Origin of the sequence: Rhizobium sp. WYCCWR 11128 (assembly GCF_013416305.1) — a bacterium.
GTDB lineage: Bacteria > Pseudomonadota > Alphaproteobacteria > Rhizobiales > Rhizobiaceae > Rhizobium > Rhizobium indicum.
In genome coordinates this window covers 561,579-582,952 of sequence record NZ_JACCEZ010000002.1, presented here as the reverse complement: position 1 = coordinate 582,952, position 21,374 = coordinate 561,579, and the positions used below count along the sequence as shown (strand labels likewise).

At 63.0% G+C, this 21,374-nt stretch carries 22 protein-coding genes; 14 read left to right on the top strand and 8 right to left on the bottom strand.

All coding sequences use genetic code 11. The features are described 5' to 3' along the window. Positions 1-24 precede the first annotated feature (24 nt). From HX898_RS10530 to HX898_RS10500, 7 genes are all read left to right on the top strand, one after another. A complete protein-coding gene (locus HX898_RS10530; RefSeq protein WP_138334497.1) occupies positions 25-726 on the top strand; it encodes an SDR family NAD(P)-dependent oxidoreductase in 702 nt (233 codons plus the stop codon). Between the two features lie 102 nt (positions 727-828). Then, the gene (locus HX898_RS10525; protein WP_138334498.1) at positions 829-1,194 is read left to right on the top strand and encodes a VOC family protein; all 366 of its coding nucleotides are present in this window, start codon (positions 829-831) and stop codon (positions 1,192-1,194) included. Between the two features lie 325 nt (positions 1,195-1,519). Continuing rightward, a complete protein-coding gene (locus HX898_RS10520; protein ID WP_180194613.1) occupies positions 1,520-5,290 on the top strand; it encodes a peptidoglycan-binding protein in 3,771 nt (1,256 codons plus the stop codon). Positions 5,291-5,606: 316 nt separating this feature from the next. Then, positions 5,607-6,530, top strand: coding sequence for a sulfite exporter TauE/SafE family protein (locus HX898_RS10515; protein ID WP_003545257.1), 924 nt, complete (start codon positions 5,607-5,609; stop codon positions 6,528-6,530). Beyond that, entirely contained in the window at positions 6,530-7,330 is an 801-nt protein-coding gene (locus tag HX898_RS10510) for a TIGR02186 family protein (protein WP_138334500.1), read from the top strand. The genes HX898_RS10515 and HX898_RS10510 overlap by 1 nt, the downstream gene beginning before the upstream one ends. A 200-nt stretch (positions 7,331-7,530) precedes the next feature. Continuing rightward, the gene (locus HX898_RS10505; protein ID WP_180194612.1) at positions 7,531-8,088 is read left to right on the top strand and encodes a dihydrofolate reductase family protein; all 558 of its coding nucleotides are present in this window, start codon (positions 7,531-7,533) and stop codon (positions 8,086-8,088) included. Positions 8,089-8,231: 143 nt separating this feature from the next. Continuing rightward, positions 8,232-8,813 (top strand): transglycosylase SLT domain-containing protein, encoded by a 582-nt coding sequence (locus tag HX898_RS10500; protein ID WP_003545252.1) that lies wholly within the window; start codon positions 8,232-8,234, stop codon positions 8,811-8,813. Positions 8,814-9,044: 231 nt separating this feature from the next. Here the strand turns inward: HX898_RS10500 and pdeM are convergent, their stop codons facing one another. From pdeM to HX898_RS10485, 3 genes are all read right to left on the bottom strand, one after another. Then, entirely contained in the window at positions 9,045-9,779 is a 735-nt protein-coding gene (gene pdeM, locus HX898_RS10495) for a ligase-associated DNA damage response endonuclease PdeM (RefSeq protein WP_180194611.1), read from the bottom strand. Between the two features lie 78 nt (positions 9,780-9,857). Continuing rightward, positions 9,858-12,368, bottom strand: a complete 2,511-nt coding sequence (locus HX898_RS10490) for a ligase-associated DNA damage response DEXH box helicase (protein ID WP_180194610.1) — start codon at positions 12,366-12,368, stop codon at positions 9,858-9,860. Between the two features lie 47 nt (positions 12,369-12,415). Then, positions 12,416-13,048, bottom strand: coding sequence for a YitT family protein (locus HX898_RS10485; protein ID WP_171599745.1), 633 nt, complete (start codon positions 13,046-13,048; stop codon positions 12,416-12,418). Between the two features lie 132 nt (positions 13,049-13,180). Between HX898_RS10485 and HX898_RS10480 the strand changes: the two genes are divergently transcribed. Together HX898_RS10480 and HX898_RS10475 are read left to right on the top strand one after the other, a co-directional pair. After that, positions 13,181-13,681, top strand: coding sequence for an Rrf2 family transcriptional regulator (locus tag HX898_RS10480; protein ID WP_003545245.1), 501 nt, complete (start codon positions 13,181-13,183; stop codon positions 13,679-13,681). A 22-nt stretch (positions 13,682-13,703) separates the two neighbouring features. Continuing rightward, positions 13,704-14,165: a carboxymuconolactone decarboxylase family protein gene (locus HX898_RS10475; RefSeq protein ID WP_180194609.1), complete on the top strand. Its 462-nt coding sequence runs from the start codon at positions 13,704-13,706 to the stop codon at positions 14,163-14,165. A 69-nt stretch (positions 14,166-14,234) separates the two neighbouring features. Here HX898_RS10475 and HX898_RS10470 read toward each other — a convergent pair whose 3' ends face one another. Continuing rightward, a complete protein-coding gene (locus HX898_RS10470) occupies positions 14,235-14,402 on the bottom strand; it encodes a hypothetical protein (protein WP_157628318.1) in 168 nt (55 codons plus the stop codon). 202 nt (positions 14,403-14,604) lie between these two features. Here HX898_RS10470 and HX898_RS10465 point away from each other — a divergent pair, with 202 nt between their 5' ends. Next, positions 14,605-15,006, top strand: a complete 402-nt coding sequence (locus HX898_RS10465) for an endonuclease domain-containing protein (protein WP_171599746.1) — start codon at positions 14,605-14,607, stop codon at positions 15,004-15,006. Between the two features lie 239 nt (positions 15,007-15,245). On the opposite strand, the gene HX898_RS10460 is transcribed toward HX898_RS10465, so the two are convergent. Both HX898_RS10460 and HX898_RS10455 read right to left on the bottom strand, forming a co-directional pair. Continuing rightward, the gene (locus HX898_RS10460) at positions 15,246-15,881 is read right to left on the bottom strand and encodes a YitT family protein (protein ID WP_171599747.1); all 636 of its coding nucleotides are present in this window, start codon (positions 15,879-15,881) and stop codon (positions 15,246-15,248) included. Between the two features lie 210 nt (positions 15,882-16,091). Further along, positions 16,092-17,024, bottom strand: coding sequence for a tetratricopeptide repeat protein (locus HX898_RS10455; protein WP_171599967.1), 933 nt, complete (start codon positions 17,022-17,024; stop codon positions 16,092-16,094). Positions 17,025-17,168: 144 nt separating this feature from the next. On the opposite strand from HX898_RS10455, the gene HX898_RS10450 reads away from it, so the two are divergent. The 3 genes from HX898_RS10450 to HX898_RS10440 all read left to right on the top strand — a co-directional run bounded on the left by HX898_RS10450 (position 17,169) and on the right by HX898_RS10440 (position 19,366). Next, a complete protein-coding gene (locus HX898_RS10450; protein ID WP_026154422.1) occupies positions 17,169-17,435 on the top strand; it encodes a DUF6460 domain-containing protein in 267 nt (88 codons plus the stop codon). Position 17,436: 1 nt separating this feature from the next. Beyond that, on the top strand, positions 17,437-17,934 hold the full coding sequence (locus HX898_RS10445) for a CAP domain-containing protein (RefSeq protein WP_128400926.1): 498 nt from the start codon (positions 17,437-17,439) through the stop codon (positions 17,932-17,934). A gap of 85 nt (positions 17,935-18,019) precedes the next feature. Further along, positions 18,020-19,366, top strand: a complete 1,347-nt coding sequence (locus tag HX898_RS10440; RefSeq protein WP_171599748.1) for an MATE family efflux transporter — start codon at positions 18,020-18,022, stop codon at positions 19,364-19,366. On the opposite strand, the gene HX898_RS10435 is transcribed toward HX898_RS10440, so the two are convergent. Next, complete coding sequence (locus HX898_RS10435) at positions 19,342-20,430, bottom strand: quinone-dependent dihydroorotate dehydrogenase (protein ID WP_171599749.1); 1,089 nt, start codon at positions 20,428-20,430, stop codon at positions 19,342-19,344. The two genes, HX898_RS10440 and HX898_RS10435, sit on opposite strands and share 25 nt — an antisense overlap. Continuing rightward, positions 20,427-20,780 (bottom strand): DUF952 domain-containing protein, encoded by a 354-nt coding sequence (locus tag HX898_RS10430; RefSeq protein ID WP_171599750.1) that lies wholly within the window; start codon positions 20,778-20,780, stop codon positions 20,427-20,429. Before HX898_RS10430 ends, HX898_RS10435 begins: the two co-directional genes overlap by 4 nt. Positions 20,781-20,899: 119 nt before the next feature. Here HX898_RS10430 and HX898_RS10425 point away from each other — a divergent pair, with 119 nt between their 5' ends. Then, positions 20,900-21,298: a hypothetical protein gene (locus tag HX898_RS10425; protein WP_171599751.1), complete on the top strand. Its 399-nt coding sequence runs from the start codon at positions 20,900-20,902 to the stop codon at positions 21,296-21,298. The last annotated feature ends 76 nt before the right edge of the window (positions 21,299-21,374 follow it).

Below are 21,374 nucleotides of genomic sequence, written 5' to 3'. Positions count from 1 at the left end.
GGACGATTCATCGAGGAAGACATCATGACCGATTTTCCCTATGAGAGTGCGCTGATCGTCGGCGCGGGCTCCGGCATCAGCGCATCGCTTGCCCGGCAATTGTCGGCGCAGGGCGTCAAGGTCGGGCTTGCCGCCCGTAATATTGAAAAGCTCCGGGCATTGGTCGAGGAGACCGGTGCCAGTGCCTTTACAACAGATGTCTCGCAACCTGCGAGCGTCGCAGCGCTTTTCGAAGAGGCTACCGCCGCAATCGGCGGACCTGACGTGGTGATCTTCAATGCCAGCGCCCGTCAGCGTGGCCCGCTCGCCGAACTCGATGCCGGCGAGGTCGAGAAGGCGATCGCGACCACCGCTTTCGGCGGCTTCCTGGTGGTGCAGCAGGCAGCGCGGCGGATGATCCCGCGCGGCCGCGGCGCCATCCTGATCACCGGCGCGTCGGCAAGCGTGAAGGGTTTTGCCCAATCGGCCCCCTTCGCGATGGGCAAGTTCGCGTTGCGCGGCCTTGCCCAGAGTGCCGCCCGCGAACTCGGGCCGATGGGCATCCATGTCGCGCATTTCGTCATCGACGGCGCGGTGCGCTCGCAGATCCGGCCGGACCGGGTGGAGAAGCCGGATGGCACGCTGCTGCCGGATGCGATCGCCCAGACCTATATCGATGTGCTTCGCCAGCACCGCAGCGCATGGTCGCTGGAGGTGGAAGTCCGGCCCTGGACGGAGAGCTTCTAAGTCTCCCTCTCTGGCCGCGGCCTGCCGCCGCAGGGGAAGCAACTTTCACGACACTCTCAGACAGGTTAGGCTTTGCCGTCAAGGCAAGCTGGGAGGATACCGATGCCGCGTCTGGACCATGTCACCATCGAGACCCGCGATGCGCGTCAGATGATCGGCTTCCTGGAAGCTGTGCTCGGCGTCAGGGAGGGCTATCGGCCGCCCTTCGCCACGCCCGGCCACTGGCTCTATCTGGACGAACGGCCGGTCATCCATCTCAGCCTGACGTCGCGCAGCAGCGATTATCCACCGGGCATCTTCAACCATGTCGCCTTCAGCCTTTACGAATTCGGCCCGGCGCTGGAACGCATCAAGGCGGGCGGCTATCGCTACGAATATTACGATATTCCCGACACCGATCTCGGTCAGGTCTTCGTCTACGGCCCCGAGGGCGTGAAAATCGAGCTGCAATATCCGCGTCCGGCCTGATCCGCGAGCGGCCCTCCGATCTGACGAATTGAACGGCAATTGCCATCAAAAACGGCGTTTGGAACACAAACGTTAAAAAATTCCCATCGGCATTAACGGCTTGTTTACCACGTTTCGTGAAAGGTGCGGATTGAGCAGTAGCGATCCGCATTCCTTTCCCCCGTCTCGCGTTCCTAAGGATGCCGCTACATCGTTCAGCTTGAGGAAAGTCTAATTGACTATCGTCTTATGAATGGTGCGCTCAGGCCCGCGTAAAGCGGGCAGCAGACGAAAAGCCAACGATCGAGCTCTGACGAGGGGTCGAGCAGTCGAAGCGAGCAAGAAGATGAACGGATCGCGATCAAATCCTTCCCGACAGTCCGACAGGACCTCGCTCGATGCGCTGAACCGCACGATCGAAGGGCTGGAGGCGCGCATCGAAGGGCTGATGGGCAGCGGGCGCGAACAGCGGCCGCGCACGGCAACGGCCGAGCGCGATCCTTATGCCGCTTCCCATGCTCCCCGGCCCGCAAAGGCCCCGCTCGAGCCGCGGCCGGATCCGCTCGCCGAAATTCGTCAACGCCAGCGCGCGCTTGAAGCCGGCCGCGAGCGGCCTTACGCACGCGAGCAGGCTCCGCAGCTTCGCGAACCCACGCCACGCGTCGCCGCCCCGGCGCCGGCCTTGCGCACCGGCGACGACACGATGACGGAGATCGCCCAGGCGCTCGTCAATCTGCGACAGGACCTGAAGCGCGACATTTCCGAGGGCGTGACCCGCGAAATGAACGCGCTGCGCTCCGAGCTGCGCGACATCAAGACTAATGCCGGAGACGGCCGTTTCGCCGACGACATGCGCGCCGATATGGGCCGCCTTGCCCAGAGCATCACCCAGCTGACCGGCCGCTCCGCCGCGCCGGAGGCCACGGGCCTTCGCGAGGATTTCGAAGAGCTGCGCTCACTGATGGACGGGCTGGCGCGCGAGGATTCGCTGCGCCATATGGAAAACCGCTGGGACGGTTTCGAACACCGGCTTGCGGCGCTCGATACAGAGGGGCTGCAGGAAGAGCTCGTTTCGCTCGCCTATCGGCTCGACGACATCAAGCGCCATATCGGCGGCATGGGCGAGAGCCCGGCCGTTCGGGCACTGGAAGACAAGCTGATCTCGATCGCCACAGCGATGGAGCATTTCGGCAATATGATCCAGCCGCACGACCGGGTCATGTCCGAGCAGTTCGCCGCCATGGACATGCGGCTCGACGAGATCAGCCGGGCAATCGCGGCAAGCGGGCGCACCGCCACTGCGAATGATCCGGGCCTGATGCAGCGGCTGGAAAGCCGGCTTGCGGCGCTCGCCGACCAGATCGACCTGATGAGCCATGATGCGGCCAGCCGCGTGAACCCGGCCGACGAGCTGGCGATCCGGCTGGAGGCGCTGACGGGACGCGTCGAGGAGCTGACGAAGGCGGAAGCGACGTCACGGCTCGACGAACGGCTGGAACATCTATCCTATCTATTGGAACGCACGCAGGAGACGGCACCGCAAGCCGACCTCACCGGCACGCTTTCCGACATTTCCCGCAAGATCGACGCGCTTGAGAACGGCGCCGTCAACGACGTGCTGGCGCAGCGGCTTGACCATCTCGCCCGGCGCATCGACGAGATGGCCCATCAGCAGCAGGCGCCGGCGCCCGCCGCTGTAGCCGACGACAGCGCCTTCCTGCGTCTCGAAGGACGGCTGAGCGACATCGCCGCCCGGCTGGAGGAGAGCACATCGGCAGCGCCGACCGATCCGCGGGCGCTGAAGAACCTCGAAGACCAGATCGCCAATCTTTCGGCGCTGATGAGCGCGCCGCGCGAGAGCGCTGTAATACCCCCCGAACTCGACCAGCGCATGGGCGCGATCGAAGATTACATGGCGACGAGCGACGAATATATCATCGAGGCGGCACGCCAGGCGGCAGAGGCCGTTGTCGAAGCCTATTCGCGCCATGGCGGCCCGCAGGGTGTCATGCCCGCCGCCGACATGTCGGCGCTGACGGCGCTGGCCGAGGATCTGCGCCACCTCGAGGATCTCAGCCGCGACAGCGAGGAACGCACGCACAAGACTTTCCAGGCGCTGCACGAGACGCTGGTGCATATCGCCGACCGCCTCGACGGCATGGAAGATCGCGGCCGGCCGCTTGCCCAGATGCCGGTCGCCGAGGTCGATTTCGATGTCGATCCCTATGCGCTGATGGTGGCCGAAGCCGAGATGAACAGGACGCCGGCCGCTGCCCCGGCGGCAAAGGCTTCTCCTGTTATCCGCACGGCCGAGGTTGCAGCCGAAGCTGCCGTCCCTGCGCAAGCCACCGCCATGAGCGGAACGAGCGCGATCGCCATCGAAGCCGCGACCAGGACGACGGAAGCTGCGACATCGGCAGGGACACAGGTACCGGCAAAGGCCAGCCTGCTCGCCAGCCTCGGCAAGCGGCTGATGCCCGGCAAGAAGGCCGAGAGCCGGACGACCGAACGGCCGATGATCGACCCCGCGCCGTCGATCGATCCCACCGATGTGGTGCCGACGGATGCGGCAAACGAACTGCTCGAGCCGGGCTCGGGCGCACCTGATGTGAAGAAGATCCTTGAACGGGTTCGCGCCAGCCAGAGCGCGGCGCGCGGCAAACCTGCCGGCGAAACCGATCGCGCCGATTATATCGCTGCTGCGCGCCGTGCGGCGCAGGCGGCCGCGATGGAGGTGGATGCCAATCCGAAGCAGGCAGCCGGCAAGGCCGAGAAGAAGGGCGCGAATGCCGACAAGGCCGGCAAGGCTTCTGCCAAGACGGGCAAGACCAGCGCCTTTTCGCGCTACCGGCGGCCGATCCTGCTGGCGGTCGGTGCCGTGCTGCTCGCCATCATGGCCTTTCCGCTTGCCCGAACGCTGACAAGCGGCGAGCGCGCGCCGCAGCCGCCAGCAGAAGTCTCGGCGCTGACCGGCGCGGAAAACCCGTCGCCGGCCTTGCCTGACGCGACACCTGCCCAGCCGGATGCCGCCGCTCTCGGAACGACCGCTCCGGCAGCGGATGCTATGCCGCCCGCTGCCGAACAGGCGCAGCCGGAGGCAACCCCGCCTGACGCCCGCGAGCATCTGACCGACGTGGCGCCGCTTGACGGCGAAGGGGCAGCGACCCTTGCCCCTCCCGGTCCGTCGGGCGCGGCACAGGAGACATCGGGCTTCGTTCCCGCACCTGCACCGCAGGCTGCCATCACCATTCCCGACACCGTCCAGCCGAAATCGCTTGCCGATGCGGCGAGCGGCGGGGATGCGTTGGCGCTGTTTGAGATCGGCGCGCGTTATTCGGATGGCCGCAACGGCATGACGGTCGATCAGAAGCAGGCCGCAGGCTGGTACCAGCTTTCAGCCGACAAGGGCTTTGCGCCGGCCGAATACCGGCTCGGCAGCATGTACGAGAAGGGCAACGGCGTCCAACGCGACATCGCCAAGGCGAAGGGTTTTTACGAGCAGGCGGCAAACCAGGGCAATGCCAGCGCCATGCACAATCTCGCCGTGCTCTACGCCTCCGGCGCCCTCGGCCAACAGGATTATGCGACGGCCGCCTCGTGGTTCACCAAGGCTGCGAACCTCGGCATCACCGACAGCCAGTTCAACCTGGCAATCCTCTGCGCACGCGGCAACGGCGTTCCGGCGGATCTCGAAGAGTCCTACAAGTGGTTTGCGATCGCCGCCAAGGGCGGCGACAAGGATGCGGCGCAGAAGCGCGACGAAGTGGCCAAAGCCATGAAACCCGACCAACTCGAACGGGCGCGCACCAAGGCCGATCTCTGGAAGGCGGAGCCGGTCGACCACCGCACGAACGCCATCGACATCCCCGACGAATGGGCGGGAACCGGCGCGAAAACGGCGAGCGTCGACATGAAAAAGGCGATCCGCAACATCCAGGCGATCCTCAACAATAACGGCTTCGACGCCGGCGTGCCGGACGGCGAAATGGGCGCGAAGACCGTGACCGCGATCAAAAACTTCCAGAAGTCGGTCGGGCAGGAGCCGGACGGCAAGGTGACCGATGCAACCGTGAAGGCGCTGCTCGAACGCAACAAGCAGGTCAGCAAGGCAATCTGAGGCCCGCGTCGCATCGACGCGGGATCGTCTGGACTCTCTGTTCCGGCGATGAAAAACGCCTGGCGGCACTATGCCGCAAGGCTTTTTCCAATTTTGCCGTCGTCTGTCACAAAACCTGAAAAAAGCCGGATTATGCCCGGACATATCGATCCGCACATTCGGCGAATCCTCTGCCACCGATCTCTCCGTCAATCTCTATGGCTAATCACGGGGCCGATCGAAAGCCTCTGGCAACGATTTCACAGTATGGTGCGCATTCGAACAGGGACGTGACAAGAAACCGCCCGGCAGGAGCGGTCATCATTCGGGGTCGGCTGTGACAATCTATCTGCCCATCGCAGAATTGTCGGTGAACATCTTCATCATTCTCGGCATGGGGGCGGCCGTCGGATTCCTGTCTGGAATGTTCGGCGTCGGCGGCGGTTTTCTCATCACGCCGCTGTTGATCTTCTACAACATTCCCCCCGTCGTCGCCGTCGCGACCGGCGCCAACCAGGTTGTGGCGTCGTCGATATCGGGCGCGATCACGCATTTCCGGCGAGGCTCGCTCGACGTCAAGCTCGGCACGGTGCTGCTGGTCGGCGGCCTTGCGGGTGCGACGGTCGGCATCTGGATCTTCTCTTTACTGCGCGCCATCGGCCAGCTCGATCTCATCATCTCGCTGATGTATGTCATCTTCCTCGGCACCGTCGGTGGACTGATGCTGCTCGAAAGCGTCAATGCCATGCGGCGGGCAGCGCGCAACGAGCCGCCCGCACCGCGCAAGCCCGGCCACCAGCACTGGGTGCACAAGCTGCCGCTGAAGGTGCGCTTCAAGAAATCGAAGATCTTTCTCAGCGTCATTCCGATCGTCGCGCTCGGCTTTGCGATCGGCATCCTCACCTCGATCATGGGTGTCGGCGGCGGCTTCATCATGGTGCCGGCGATGATCTACCTGCTGCGTATCCCGACCAATGTCGTCGTCGGCACCTCGCTGTTCCAGATCATCTTCGTGACCGCCTATACGACGATCGTACAGGCGGCGACGAACTTTTCCGTCGACATCGTGCTCGCCTTCATCCTGATGGTGGCGGGTGTCATCGGGGCACAATACGGCGTGCGCGTCGGCCAAAAACTGCGCGGCGAACAGCTGCGCGCCCTGCTCGGCCTGCTGGTGCTCGCCGTCGGTGTGCGTCTTGCGATCGCTCTGGTGGTGACGCCGGCCGACGTTTATTCGGTGGTGATGGGAGCGGGCAATTGATGCGCCTGGCTGCCGCTGTCATCGCATTGCTTTGCCTGCTGCCGGCCTCTGTCGGAGCGCAGTGGCTGCCGGGGCAAGCAACGGAAGCGGTGCGTGAAGGGCTGGAAATCGGCACGTCGACCAGCGAAATCGCCATCACCTCGGATTTCCACGGCGCGGATCTGACCATCTTCGGGGCGCTCTCTAATACCGACCAGCTGCTGCTCGCCATCGGCCAGTATGACGTGGTCGTGGTGCTGGAGGGCCCGCGCGAGGATGCGACAGTGCGCAGGAAGGAACGCGTCTTCGGCATCTGGGTGAACACCCGCTCGATGACCTTCGAAGCGGTGCCGCATTCCTATTCGATGTCGAGTTCGCGCATGATCGACGATCTGACGACACCGCTCGAGCTGACCGATCAGGGGATCGGCATCGACCACATTCCGCTGACTCCGGTCGGCTTCGTCGGCGACGGCAGCAATCTCGGCGAGTTCCGCGATGCCTTCCGGCGACTGCAGCAGGGTGGCGGGCTCTACGACCGCAACCCGAGCGGCGTGCGGTTCGTTTCCTCCAACCTCTTCAAGGCGAGCCTGCGCTTGCCGGCAAACATTCCGAACGGCGTGCACACCGTGCGCGCCTATCTGTTCAAGAGCGGGCTTTTCGTGACCGAGAAATCGCTGCCGCTGCGGGTCATCAAGACCGGCATCGAGCAGACGATCACCGACGCGGCGCATGATCAGCCGATCCTCTACGGCTTTGCTGCCGTGCTGCTCGCTGTCATCACCGGCTGGGGTGCGAGCCTGATCTTCCGCAAGGACTGATCCACAGCCAAGGCGCTCAGGATTTCTTCCAAAATAGACTCGGCAAGGCGCTGAGCACGAGGGCCTGCGGGAGCAGCTGCTTGCCTTGAATGTTGTGCCCCAAAAAAACCGCTTGCATATCGCTATCAGTCGGCCTAACTTTCAACCAGTTGTTAAACGCAACCAGTTTTGATGGATGGCAATTCAGAAGGAGGATGGAAATGAGAAAGCTTGTTGTCTGGAACCTGATGACGCTCGATGGTTATTTCGAAGGCACGAAGCCATGGGATATCGACTTCCACAATCTCGGCTGGGGGCCTGAATTGCAGCGCTATGCCGAACAGTTCGGCAGGGAAAGCGATCTGCTGGTCTTCGGCCGCAAGACCTATGAGGGCATGGCCTCCTACTGGCCGACCGCCGAGGGCGAAGGTGAGATCAAAGCCTATATGAACGGCATCGCCAAGATCGCCGTGTCGCGGACGATGAGCGAGCCCGGCTGGAACAATGCCCGCGTCGTCAGCGATCCGATCCCCGAATTGACGCGGCTGAAACAGGAGGACGGCAAGACGATCTTGATCTTCGGCAGCGCCGAGCTTGCCGACAGTCTGCTGAAAGCCGGCCTTATCGACGAAATCAGGGTTTGCCTGGTGCCGGTGATCCTCGGCGGCGGCAATCCGCTTTTCAAACCGGCAGAGAGCCAGGTGCCGCTGAAGCTCATCGAATCCTCGACGACGGAAGGCGGCGCGATGATCCTGCGCTACGAACCCGTCAAAGCGTAGTGGATGGGATGCCGTCCCGATGGTTAGGCCAGGGTATCGATCCCTGGCCGCACAAGGAGGCAGCCGGGGAAGTTCGCATTCGACTAAAAACCGGTTTTTAACATTTACGAGTTAGTAATCTCTCGGAAACGAGAGGTTTTGTCATGCGTACTCGTATCGTTCTGACGGCCGTAGGTCTCGCGCTGCTTGCCGGCTGCGCGACGGCGCCGAAGCAGACGAGGAACATCTGTGCCGTCTTCGACGAGCGCGACGGGCTCTTCTCCAGCTGGCAGAGCGCCGCCGAACGAACGGAGAAGAAATACGGCGTTCCCGTGCCGATCCTGATGGCGACGATGTATACCGAATCCGGCTTCCAGCCCTATGCGCGGCCGCCGCGCACCAAGCTGTTCGGCTTCATTCCCTGGACTCGTCCGTCGACAGCCTATGGCTATTCGCAGGCGCTCGACGGGACCTGGGATCACTACCAGTCGCAGACAGGGAACTGGACCGCGCGGCGGGCGAACTTCGCCGACGCGATCGATTTCATCGGCTGGTATCACTACCAGAACAGCGTGGAGACCGGCATTCCGCTGAACGATGCCTATAATCTCTATCTCGCCTATTATTCCGGTCCGACAGGATACAAACGCGGCGACTGGCGCTCGAACGGGCAGTTGCAGCAGACGGCACAGAAGTTTGCGCGGATGGCAGGGACGTATCAGCGGCAGTTGCAGGAGTGCGATTGAGGGTATTGAAGAACTGCCGTGTGGTACCCCCCTCTGCCCTGCCGGGCATCTCCCCCACAGGTGGGGAGATTGGCTGGGCTCACTGGCTTCCCCAAACAACTAGCGTCACAGCCCGGTGAAACCTTGGAGGGACGCGAAGGTTTGGCCACTTGTGATCTCCCCACCTGTGGGGGAGATGCCCGGCAGGGCAGAGGGGGGCGGACACGGCACGCCGTCCAAATATGAAGGGCGCTATCCCCACAAATTCCCATACCTGACAGAATAAATCCGGTCCTTGCCGAGCAGATGCGCCACCAGCAAAGCCTTGTCGAACAGACCCTTCATCGCCTGATGGCCGAGATCCAGACCGCCGCTCATGACACCGAAGGCCGGCATCAGCAGGCGGGCGCCGTCGGTGGCAAAGCACGGGCGGCGGACGGATTTCTCGCGGCGGCGCACGGTCGCCGACGGGTGCAGGTGGCCGGCGATTTCGCCGCTCTGCAAGCCGTTCTTCGGCTCATGCCGGAAGGTCAGGCCAGCATAATGCATCTCGTCAGCAGATGTGCCCGGCAGATCGACGATGCCATCCGGATCATGGTTGCCATTGATCCAGATCCATTCGCGGCCGCGCGCCATCTCAACGATCAGGGCACGAAAATTCTCCGGCAGATGCTTCGAACCGATACGGTCGTGGAAATTGTCGCCGAGCGAGATGACGAGCTTCGGGTCATAACGGGAAATGACGGCGGCAAGGACGGTCAGCGTCGCCAGCGTATCGTAAGGCGGCAGCATCATGCCGCGGCGCGCAAAGGCTGCGCCCTTCTCCAGATGCAGGTCGGAGACGACGAGCAGGCCGGCATCGGGCAGATAGAGGGCGCCGAGCGGATCGCAGACGGCGGCAATGCCATGGACCGATGTCTCGATGCCCGGCATCGCCAGTCCCGATATGTCGCGCGCCAGCGCCAGGCGGTTCATCACGGTCGTCATTCCTAAATCGTCGTCAGGGCCTAAATCGTCGTCAGACCTAAATCGTCGGGCCCTAATTCTCATCAGGCCCGATTCTCATCAAGCGAGCGCTTCGGCGATCAGATCGTCCGCCGCCTCGGCCAGGAGCGCGTCATGGGCCTCGCCCGGCACCGCCTCGCGTCCGATTTCCAGCATCACCGGCACGGCGAGCGGGGAAATATGATCGAGAGCGCGGTGGGTGATGTGGCCCCTGATTCGTCTCAGCATATCGCCAAGACGGCCAATATCCAAAAGTCCCGTCGCCGCATCCTGCCGCGTTGCCTGCAAGAGGATGTGATCCGGCTCGTGGCTGCGCAGCACGTCGTAGATCAGGTCGGCGGAGACCGTGATCTGGCGGCCGCTCTTTTCCTTGCCTGGATGGCGGCGCTCGATCAAGCCTGCAATCACGGCGCAATTGCGGAAGGTGCGTTTCAACAGGAAGGATTCGTCCAGCCAGGCTTCGAGATCGTCGCCGAGCATATCCTCGTCGAAGAGGTCGGAGAGGTTGAGCCGGCCGTTGCCGATCATCAGCCCCATATCCTCGAGGCCCCAGATGGCAAGCGAATAATCGGTGGCGACGAAACCGAGGGGCTTGGCGCCTATCCGCTCCAGCCGGCGGGTGAGCAGCATGCCGAGGGTCTGGTGGGCGAGACGGCCTTCGAAGGGATAGGCGACCATGTAGCCGCGGCTACCGCGCGGAAAGGTTTCGATCAGAAACTCGTCACGCTTCGGCAGCATCGACTTGTCGTTCTGCAGCGACAGCCAGTCGCGCACCTGATCCGGCAGGCGGCGCCAGCGATCGGGATCGGCGATCATCGCCCGCACCTGCTCGGCGAGATAGGTCGACAGCGGAAATTTGCCGCCATTATAGGAGGGGATTTTCGGATCGAGCGAAAAGGCCTGCGACGCCAGGCACTCGTTTTCACGGATACCCTCGAAGCGCAGCACCTTACCGGAGAAGACGAAGGTATCGCCCGGCGACATCTGCTCGAGGAAATATTCCTCGACCTTGCCGAGCGTGGCGCCGCCACGGCCGATCCTGCCGCCCTCGCCGCGCTTGACCATGCGGATATTCAGCATCGGGCTTTCGACGATGGTGCCGAGATTGAGGCGGTATTGCTGGGCGACCGCGGGATTGGAGACGCGCCAGCGGCCCTCTTTGGTCTTGCGGATACGGGCATAACGCTCGTAGGTCCTGAGCGCATAACCGCCGGTCGCGACGAAATCGACGATGCGCTCGAAGGTCTCCCAGCTGAGATCGGCATAGGGCGAGGCGCTGGTGACTTCGTCGTAGAGTTCCAGCATGTCGAAAGGTTCGGCGCAGGCCATGCCGAGCACATGCTGGGCGAGCACGTCGAGCGCGCCGCGGCCGACCGGCGGTGTGTCCTGGGCGCCGATGTAATTGGCGTCGAGGGCAGCCTGGCACTCCATGACCTCGAAACGGTTGGCCGGCACGAGGATTGCCTTCGACGGCTCGTCCATGCGGTGATTGGCGCGGCCGATGCGCTGGGCAAGACGCGAGGCGCCCTTCGGCGCGCCGACATGGATGACGAGATCGACATCGCCCCAGTCGATGCCGAGATCGAGGGTGGAGGTGGCAACGACGGCGCGCAGCCGGTTTTCGGCCATCGCCGCCTCGACCTTGCGGCGCTGGGCAACATCGAGCGAGCCGTGATGGAGGGCGATCGGCAGGTTGTCGTCATTGATCGTCCAGAGCGCCTGGAAAAGCATTTCGGCCTGGCTGCGGGTGTTGACGAAGAGCAGCGTCGTGCGATGTTCGACGAGCTTGTTGTAGACATCCGGAATGGCATATCGGGCGGAATGGCCGGCCCAGGGAATGCGTTCTTCGGTCGACAGGATCGAGATATCGGGTTTGGCGCCGCCTTCGACGACCACCAGGCCGGCATGGTGCTCCCTGCCCTCTTCCTGGCCGACCAGCCATTTCTGCAGATCCATCGGCTCGGCGACGGTGGCCGACAGGCCGATTGTCTGGAGACCGGGGGCAAGGCGGCGGAGGCGAGCCAGGCCGAGCGAAAGCATATGGCCGCGCTTGGAGGTGACCAGCGAATGCAGCTCGTCGAGGACTATATATTTCAGGTCCTTGAAGAAGCGCTCGGCCTCCCGGTTCGCCAACAGCAGGGCGACCTGTTCCGGCGTCGTCAGCAGAATGTCCGGCGGGTTGAGCTTCTGGCGCTGGCGCTTGGCATTCGGCGTATCGCCGGTGCGGTTTTCGACGGTGACCGGCAGGCCCATCTCCTCGACCGGCTTCATCAGGTTGCGCTCGATATCGATGGCAAGCGCCTTCAGTGGCGAAACATAAAGCGTATGGATGCCGGTGAAGGCGGAGCCGGGCGGGATCCGGCCGCGGCGGGTGAGATCGGTGAGCGAGGGCAGGAAACCGGCGAGCGTCTTGCCGGCACCGGTCGGCGCAATCAGCAGCGTGCTGTCGCCGGCCTCGGCGCGGGCGAGCAGTTCCAGCTGATGGGCGCGTGGGCGCCAGCCCTTTTCCGCAAACCAGCGGGTAAAGGCGGCAGGAAGCAGGGCACGGGCTTCGGAATCGATCTGGTCCACGCCCTGAAAGTAGTCAAACGCCAGGGAAAAAGAAGAGCGGCGCCTTTTCACATGGCGATATAGCGGTCCTTGCGGTGGTTGATGGCAATCGTGAGGTTGAGAACGATCGCACCGAGCACAGAGCAGGCGATGATGAAGGGGCTGGCGACGAAGAAGGAGAGCGCCAGGATGATGCCGTCGAAACCGAGCTGGACGAAGCCGGCGCGCCAGCCGAAGCGATCCTGGATATAGAGGGCAAGAATGCCGATGCCGCCGAGGCTGGCGCGGTGGCGGAAGAGCGCCAGCATGCCGGCGCCGATGACAAGGCCGCCGAAGAGCGCACCGGCGAAAGGATCGACACGCGCCATGCTGATGAAGCCCGGGACGAATTCGGACAGGACCGAGGTCAGCGCAATGGCGGCGAAGGTCTTGATGGTGAAGGCGGCACCCAAACGGCGGAAGGCTAGATAATAGAAGGGCAGGTTTACGACGAAGAAGCAGAGGCCGAAGCTGAAGCCCGTCGCATAATGGGCGAGGAAGGCAAGGCCAGCCGTACCGCCGGCAAGCAGCCCGGCGCCGGAGAGAAGCGTTACGCCGAGCACGGCGAGCATGCTGCCGGCGACGATGCCCTGGGCGTCGTCGAAGAGCGAGTGACGATCGGCGCTGGAATTCAGAAGGCCTGCAAAAGCGTTGGATGCCATGTTGTTCCCCTGTCGGCGTTTCCGTCTTCTATCCGCGGTCAGGATAAAGGCAAGTGGCAGCAGCGAGGACACCTCTTGACAGCTGGCATAATCGTGGATATTTTTTATCCACGAATTGAGGAGGCCAGATGCATGAAGATGGGCGATGGGGTCGAGCAGGCCATTCACAGCGTTGCGATGCTTTCCGGCCTCTCCGAAGGCGGCGTGCTTTCGGCGGCCGCGCTGGCGGAATTCCACGGCGTTTCGACAAGCTATCTGCTGAAGCATCTGCAGGCGCTGTCGGGCGCCGGCATCCTCGATACCGTACCGGGGCCGAAGGGCGGATATCGGCTGGCAAAAGCACCGAAGGAGATTTCGCTGCTCGACATCGTGCTCGCGGTCGAGGGGTCTGCACCGGCGTTCCGCTGCGCCGAAATCCGCCAGCGCGGACCGAACCCGGTCTCCGATCGCTTGTTCGCCCAGCCCTGCACCATCAACGCGGCGATGCTGAAAGCCGAACGGGTCTATCGCGCCGAACTCGCCAAGACGAGCCTGGCCGATATCGGCATCGAACTTGCCGCCGTCGACGACGGATCGATCGCAGCCAGAGGCTGCGCCTTCCTTGAAATCCATGAACGCAAGACGGCTCGTTGAGCCATAACAAAGGAGAAAGAGCATGCAACCACGTTTCAACTTCGCCAAAGCAGCCCCCGATGCCTACAAGGCAGTCGCCGCGCTCGAGCAATATGTCCAGTCCTCCGGGCTGGAGCGCCGCTTCATCCACCTGATCAAGCTGCGCGCTTCACAGATCAACGGCTGCGCCTATTGCGTCGACATGCATGTGAAGGAAGCCCGCCATGATGGGCTCTCCGAACAATGGATCAACCTGATGTGCGTCTGGCGGGAATCGCCGGTCTATGACGCCCGCGAACGGGCGCTGCTCGGCTGGGTGGATTCAGTGACCAATATCGCCAAAACAGGCGCGCCTGATGCCGACTACGAGACGCTGAAGGCCCATTTTTCCGAAGAAGAAATGACGAAAATCACGGTGGCGATCGGCGCGATCAACATCTGGAACCGGCTTGCCGTCGGCTTCCGCTCGCAGCATCCGATTGATACGGCGCAGAAGGCAGCCTGATCGATATCTGCTTACAGGGAAATCATCCTGGCAACCGACCCGAAAATCTCGGGTCGGTCGAATACCGGGTCACTCGTGATCCCTGGTGGCCCGTACGGCAACGGCATCAAACCGATTGCCCGAGAGGTCGACGCTGTTGAATAGGTCGCGGACGACTTTCGCAATTTCTTCCGCGGAAGCGCCCTTGGCGTATTCTTCCTGCATACGGCGTCTGACAAGTTTTTCCAAATCTGACATAGTTCACCTCATCAAATCCGGCGCGAGAAGAGTTTGGCGCCGCGACCGATCACAGGCAAGTTACGTTTTGTTTAGAATGGCTTACCGATTGGTAATGTTAGGGCCTCGCTGGTCAGATTGACACGCGGTTAGGGCACGTCCCCTCTCCCCGTAAAACGGGAAGAGGGTTAGGGTGAGGGGCAAAGCACACGGAACGACTTCAATGAGAGGCTCCAAGCCAAAAACCACTGCCCGAGCACGATCCCTGCGCCAATCGGATAACGACGCAGAGGACAAATTGTGGAAAGAGCTGCGCGACCGGCGGCTCAACGGAAACAAGTTCGTCCGGCAATTGCCGATCGGTCCCTATTTTGCAGACTTCGCCTGCCGTGAACTGCGGCTTGTCATCGAGATCGACGGTAGCCAACATGCGGAAAGCCGACGGGACGGCATTCGGGATGCCTTCATGACCGGCAATGGCTGGTCGGTGGTTCGTTTCTGGAACGTGGACGTGCTGAGAGCTCCGCCATCCGTGCTTGAGACGATCCTTGCAATCTGCGACGGGCGGCTGGTCGAACGCGTGGAAGCTTCGGATTTGCGGTTCTTTCCGGCGGCAGGCGATTAGCGATGGCGTGCCGTGGAGTGGCCCCTCACCCTAACCCTCTCCCCGTAAAGAACGGGGAGAGGGGACGTGCCATACGAGACGTCATGGGGAACGGAGACGTTGCGGCATGTCCCCTTCGCCCCGCAAGCGGGGAGAAGGTGCCGGCAGGCGGATGAGGGGCCAAATCCACGCGGCGACTTTGATGAGAGGACGCAGGCGGACCGCCAAAAAAACGGGGAGACGAGGCTTCGGATGTCGCCTTACAGCGCGATGTAGCGATCAGCGCGGTGATTGATGGCGACGAAGAGGTTGAGGACGACGGCGCCGAGAACCGAATAAAAGACGACGGGCGGCGTGGTGACGAAGAAGGCGGCGGCGAGCACGCACATGTCGATGGCAAGCTGGACGAGGCCGGCACGGATGCCGAAACGCTCCTGCAGGTAGATGCCGAGAATGCCGACGCCGCCGAGGCTGGCGCGGTGGCGATAGAGCGCCAGCAGGCCGAAGCCGAGCAGCAGGCCGCCGAGAAGGGCCGCCCAGGCCGGATGAATGCTCGAAATGGACAGGAAGCGCGACTGCACATCGGCAATCACCGAGGTCAGGCCGATGGCGATGAAGGTCTTGATGGTGAAGGCCATGCCGAGGCGCTTCCAGGAGAGATAGAAGAACGGCAGGTTGAGCAGGAAGAAGGCAAGGCCGAAATTGACGCCGAAGGCATAATGCAGGAGGAAAGCGACGCCGGCGGTGCTGCCGGTTAGAAGGCCGGCGCTGGCGAGCACATAGAGGCCGAGTGCGGCAACGAGGCTGCCGGAGAATATGCCCTGCACGTCTTCGACCGGGGTGTGGCGCGTCGCAGTCGTATTCCAAAAGCCAAGGGCATTGATGAGCTGTGTCATGTCGCCAGTCTCCACGGCAGACGAGTTCAAGAACGCGCCTGGAAAGGCCGGGCGCGACGGAATTTTGGATCATGAAAGGAGCCCGAGCGCCTCGGCGTAATATTGCCGGGCTCTCTGCCGATGCGGTGCAGTATCGGGTTTTTCGGTGTTCCGATCAAGTGAAATAGGTAAGCAATGCTGACCTATTAAAACATCGCAAGAAATGTTCGCTCACGCAGGCTTCTGCGCAAGGAACAGAATGCCGGACACCGGTTTTCCGCCATCTTTGCGAATGACCGATTTGACGATCTTGAGGATTTGGAAGCCGTGACGGGCAAGAAGCATCCTGACATAGGATTCCGAATGGGCGTAACGCAGCGAGGGAGCGAGATGGAAGCCCTCGCCCTCCCCCGCATCCTCGACGGAGAAGGCGATATCGGCGCATGGTGCAGCGAGTTCTCCGACGATGGCAAAGACGCTTTCGAGATTGCCGAGATACATCAGCACATCGGCTGCCGTCACCAGATCGGCGCGATGGCGCGCCGCATCTGCAAAGAGGCCGGAGAGATCGGGCGCGAGCGAGAGATCGGCCTGGGCGAGACTGTCATAGACATGTTTCTCGGCGGCCTTTGCCAGCATGTTCTGGGAGAGATCGAAGCCTTCGAGGCGGCCGACACGGCCGCGGATTTCAGGGCCGAGCAGGCCGGTGCCGCAGCCGAGATCGACGGCCAGTTCGTAGCGCCTGCCGGTGGAGGCGACGAGCGCTGCGAGCTTCTGTGGGACGCTGTAGTCGAGCTTTTCGACAAGGGCTGATTCGAAACGGTCGGCATAGTCGTCGAAGAGGCGCTCGACATAGCGGCTCGGCGGTTGGTCGGGCATGGCCGCGCCGCCGAGAAGGGCGAGCTTGAGGGTTGCACCGAAAATATCATCGGGATCGAGGGCAAGCGTCCTGCGATAGGCCTCGATCGCGGCCTCGCCCCTGCCCGCCTTTTCGCAATAGGTGGCGAGGCGATACCAGCCGGCGGCCCAGGCAGGCACGAGCTCGAGGGCCTGTTCCATCAGCTCGGCGGCCGCTTCCGGCTCGCCGCCTTCTTCGAGCATCCTGGCATAATCGGCGCGGCGGTCGGCGATGACATCGCCAGAGGAAAGCTGGTGGGGTAGCATCAATGGGCCTTATCGGTTCGCGCGCATTTGGCGGCGGCCACAAAAAAACTCAAGTCCTATTTCAGAGGCGAAGCGGCCAATTCCGGAAAGGGCTTGCGGGCGCCGCGCCGCGACCTTATTCCAAGGGCAAACAGGAGATGGCTTATGTCCGATCAGGCGAACAGGTTCCTCGGCGATTCAATCGGCCGCACATTGATAAAGCTTATCGTGGTGTCGCTGATCGTCGGTTTCGTCATGACCGTCTTCGGCCTGACGCCGTGGGGCATCATCTACGGCATACGCGATTTCATTCTGGAGATCTGGTACCGCGGCTTCTCGGCCCTCGGGCGCGTCGGCGACTATCTGATCCTCGGCGCGACGATCGTCATCCCGCTCTTCATCATCCTTCGTCTTTTCAGCTACCGCCGGTAACATGACATCCATCGATCTTTCCAGGCGCGGCCTGCTGCGCCTTTCCGGACTTGCGCTCGCCGCCGGCATCGCCGGCTGCACCACGACCCCGCGGATGGCCGGCACGCCGTCGGACGGCGAGGACGAGACGGCGAGCGTGCTACCGCTCGTCAACCAATTGCGGGCGAAGAACGGCCTGCCGCCGCTTGCCGTCGATCCGGCGGCGAGTACTGCCGCCTTGTTCCAGGCAAAACGCATGGCGAGTGCGGGCAAAATGGCCCATCTCATGGGTATGACCGACAGTTTCGGCGCGCGCGTCAAGGCGAGCGGCGTGCGGCTGCCGGCGGCCGAAAACATCGCCTCCGGCCAGCAGAGCGTCGATGCCGTGGTGACGGCCTGGATCAACTCACCGCATCACCTGGAAAACATGCTCGGACGTTATGGCGGCCTTGGCGTTGCCGTCGCCCATAATACATCTTCCAGGAACCTGCCCTATTGGGCCATGGTGCTTTCCAGCTGAGGTGATTCCGCCGGCAGCAGTTCAAGTGATGCAGCGTCGGTTGCGCGTCTGAAACGACGCGTAGTGCCGTCGCGACGAGGCCGGCATGGATACACGCAGCAATCACAACGCGCTCGCATTCGACGTGACGCACCTGATGGTGCTGTCGATCGCCCTTCCGATGACGCTCGGCTTCATGACGACGCCGCTGCTCGGGCTGACGAACACCGCCGTCGTCGGCCGCATGGGCAATGCGGAAGCGCTGGCCGGGCTGGCGATCGGCGCCATGCTCTTCGACCTGATTCTCGGCAGCTTCAACTTCCTGCGCGCCTCGACGACCGGGCTGACGGCGCAGGCCTATGGCCGTCACGACCAGCACGAGCAGCAGGCGGTCTTTTCCCGGGCGATGATTTCGGCACTCGGCTGCGGACTGGCGCTGCTCTGTCTTTCGCCGCTGCTGATGGCGGCGGGGTTGAGGCTGATGGGGGCGGAAGGCGCGATCGCCGAGGCGACCAGCACCTATTTTTCCATCCGCATGCTGGCAGCACCCGCGGCGCTGGCAAATTATGCCATCCTCGGCTTCGTGCTCGGGCGCGGACAGGGCAAGATCGGACTGCTGCTGCAGGCGATCATCAACGGTATCAACATCCTGCTTTCCATTTATCTCGGCCTGACGCTCGATTGGGGCGTGGCGGGGGTCGCCTGGGGAACAATGGCCGGCGAAACCGTCGGTGCGCTCGCCGGGCTTTTCATCGTGCTGCGCGGCTTCGGTAAGGCAGCCCGGCCGGCATGGTCCGAGGTCTTCTCCCGCCACCGGCTGGCCGAGCTTTTCGCGCTCAACCGCGATATCTTGATCCGGACTTTCGTGCTGATCGGCGCCTTCACCATCATGACGCGGATCGGCACCAGCTTCGGTGCGGTGACGCTTGCCGCCAATGCCGTGGTGATGAATTTCTTCCTGCTGTCCGGCTATTACCTCGACGGGCTTGCCAATGCTGCCGAACAGATCATCGGCCGGGCAATCGGCGCGCGCTACCGGCCGGCCTTTGACCGCGGGCTGAAGCTCACGACCTTCTGGTCCTTCGGGCTGGCGGCGCTCGGCTCCGCCTTCTTCTTCCTCGCCGGCCCCTGGCTGATCTCGGTGCTGACGACCTCACCCGAGGTGCGGCAGGCGGCGGAAACCTATCTGCCCTGGGCAGCGATCACCGGACTGACCGGCGCGCTCGCCTTCCTGATGGACGGGGTCTTCATCGGCGCCACATGGTCGGCCGACATGCGCAACCGCATGCTGATATCTTTTGCCGGCTATCTCCTGATGCTCGCGGTCTTCGTGCCGCTCTTCGGCAATCACGGCCTGTGGCTGGCGATGAACGCCTTCCTGCTCTTCCGGGGCTTCTTCCTGGCGATGCTGGTGCGGTCGCGGGCCGATCAGACCTTCCGCGCCGCCCAATAATCCAGCCGGGTGTCGCGCAAGTCGCGGATCGAGGCGGCCTTTTCGCGGTCCAGGAGTTTCGACAGGCCGCGGACGATATCGCCGGCCAGACCAGGGCCCTCATAGACCATGCAGGAATAGAGCTGGACGAGATCGGCACCCGCCCGGATCTTCTCCAGCGCGGTTTCGGCCGAGGAGACGCCGCCGACGCCGATGATCGGCAGATCAGGGCCGACGCGTTTGCGCATCCTGGCGAGTACCGCCGTCGATTTTTCGAACAGCGGCACGCCGGAAAGGCCACCCGCCTCCTTCGCCTGGCGCTGATCCTTAAGGCCGTCGCGCGACAGCGTGGTGTTGGAGACGATCAGCCCGTCGAGCGCATGCGAAAGCGCCTCGGCTGCGATATCGTCCATGCCTTCCTCGGTCAGATCGGGCGCGATCTTCAGAAAGACCGGGATCTTCCGGCCGGACGCCGCCGCCATCTCGTCGCGCGCAGCAAGCACTGATGACAGCAGCACTGCAAGGCTTTCGCGCCCCTGCAGGTCGCGCAGGCCAGGCGTGTTCGGCGAGGAGATGTTGGCGGTGAAATAGCGCGCGACGGAATAAAAGCGGCGGATGCCGGCGACGTAATCGGCGATGCGGTCCTCGCTATCCTTGTTGGCGCCGATATTGACGCCGATCATGCCGCCGCCCCTCAGCGCGGCAAGGCGCCCGAAAGCGGCATCATGGCCTTCATTGTTGAAGCCGAGGCGGTTGATGACGCCTTCATCCTCCACCAGCCGGAAGATGCGCGGCCGCGGATTGCCGGATTGCGGTTTCGGCGTCACCGTGCCGATCTCGGTAAAGCCGAAGCCGAGCTTCAACAGCGCCTCCGGCACCTCGGCATTCTTGTCGTAGCCGGCGGCCATGCCGAGCGGACTTTCGAAGGTAAGGCCGGCAACGGTCTGGCGCAGGCGCGGATCGGGTGTCAGCTGGCAGGCGGGCACGAAGCCGGATTTCAGCGCGGCGATCGACATGCCATGCGCCGTTTCCGGATCGAACAGGAAGAGACCCTTGCGGGCGAGACGCTTGAAGGGATCGATCATGGCGCGAGCTCCGGAAAGATATGGGCGCCGGCTTCGTCGAGCGGTAACGGCGCCTCCCAGAGCACGGCCGCAAGCGGCAGATCGGCGTAGAGGTGTGGGAAGAGATCGCCGCCGCGCGAGGGCTCGAAGACCAGCTTGTCACCGAAGCCGCCGCCATCCACGGCAATCAGCAGCAGGCCGGACTGGCCGGCCAAATGCAGCGCGGCGGTCTGCTTTACCTGGTCCGCCGTCGACAAATGGATGAAGCCATCCTTGAGATCGATGCCTGCGCCATGAAAAGTGCCGGTTTGTCTGGCTTGCTGCCAGAGCGTTTCCGTCACGATCTTGTAAAGGGTCGGTGTCAGGGTCATCATGGCCTCACGATAGGCTGTTCCTTGGTCACGAGGGCTTTGCCGGAAAGAGGCGGCGATGTCCACGCCCCGGCGCCGAAAAACGGGACCGCCACAAGCAAAATCCGGAGGATGAGACGATGAAGGTTTTGATTCTGACGTTTGGCATTTTTCTGATGCCGTTGGCCGCCGCCGCCGTCGAACCCGATGCCGGCCGCTTCCAGCTGGAGAAGAGCGGCGACCATTTCGTCCGGCTCGACCGGCAGACCGGCGCGATGTCGATCTGCCAGGATAAGGACGGCGCCCTCGTCTGCCGGATGGCGGCCGACGAGCGGGCGGCCTATGAGGATGAACTCGACCGGCTGGCAAAGCGGGTGACCGCGCTCGAACAGGGCAATGTCGCCCAGCGCGCGCTGCCGAGCGATGCCGAGGTCGACCGTTCGATCAGCATCATGGAGCGGATGATGAAGAGTTTCATGGGGATGGTGAAGGAGTTCCAGGCCGAGGAAAACACCAATCCCCTTCCGCAGAAGACCTGATCTGATATAGTCGATATGAGCAAGCCAGCGTGCAACGCGGAGGGGCGGAGGCACAAGCCGGCATGATCGGGCTCTT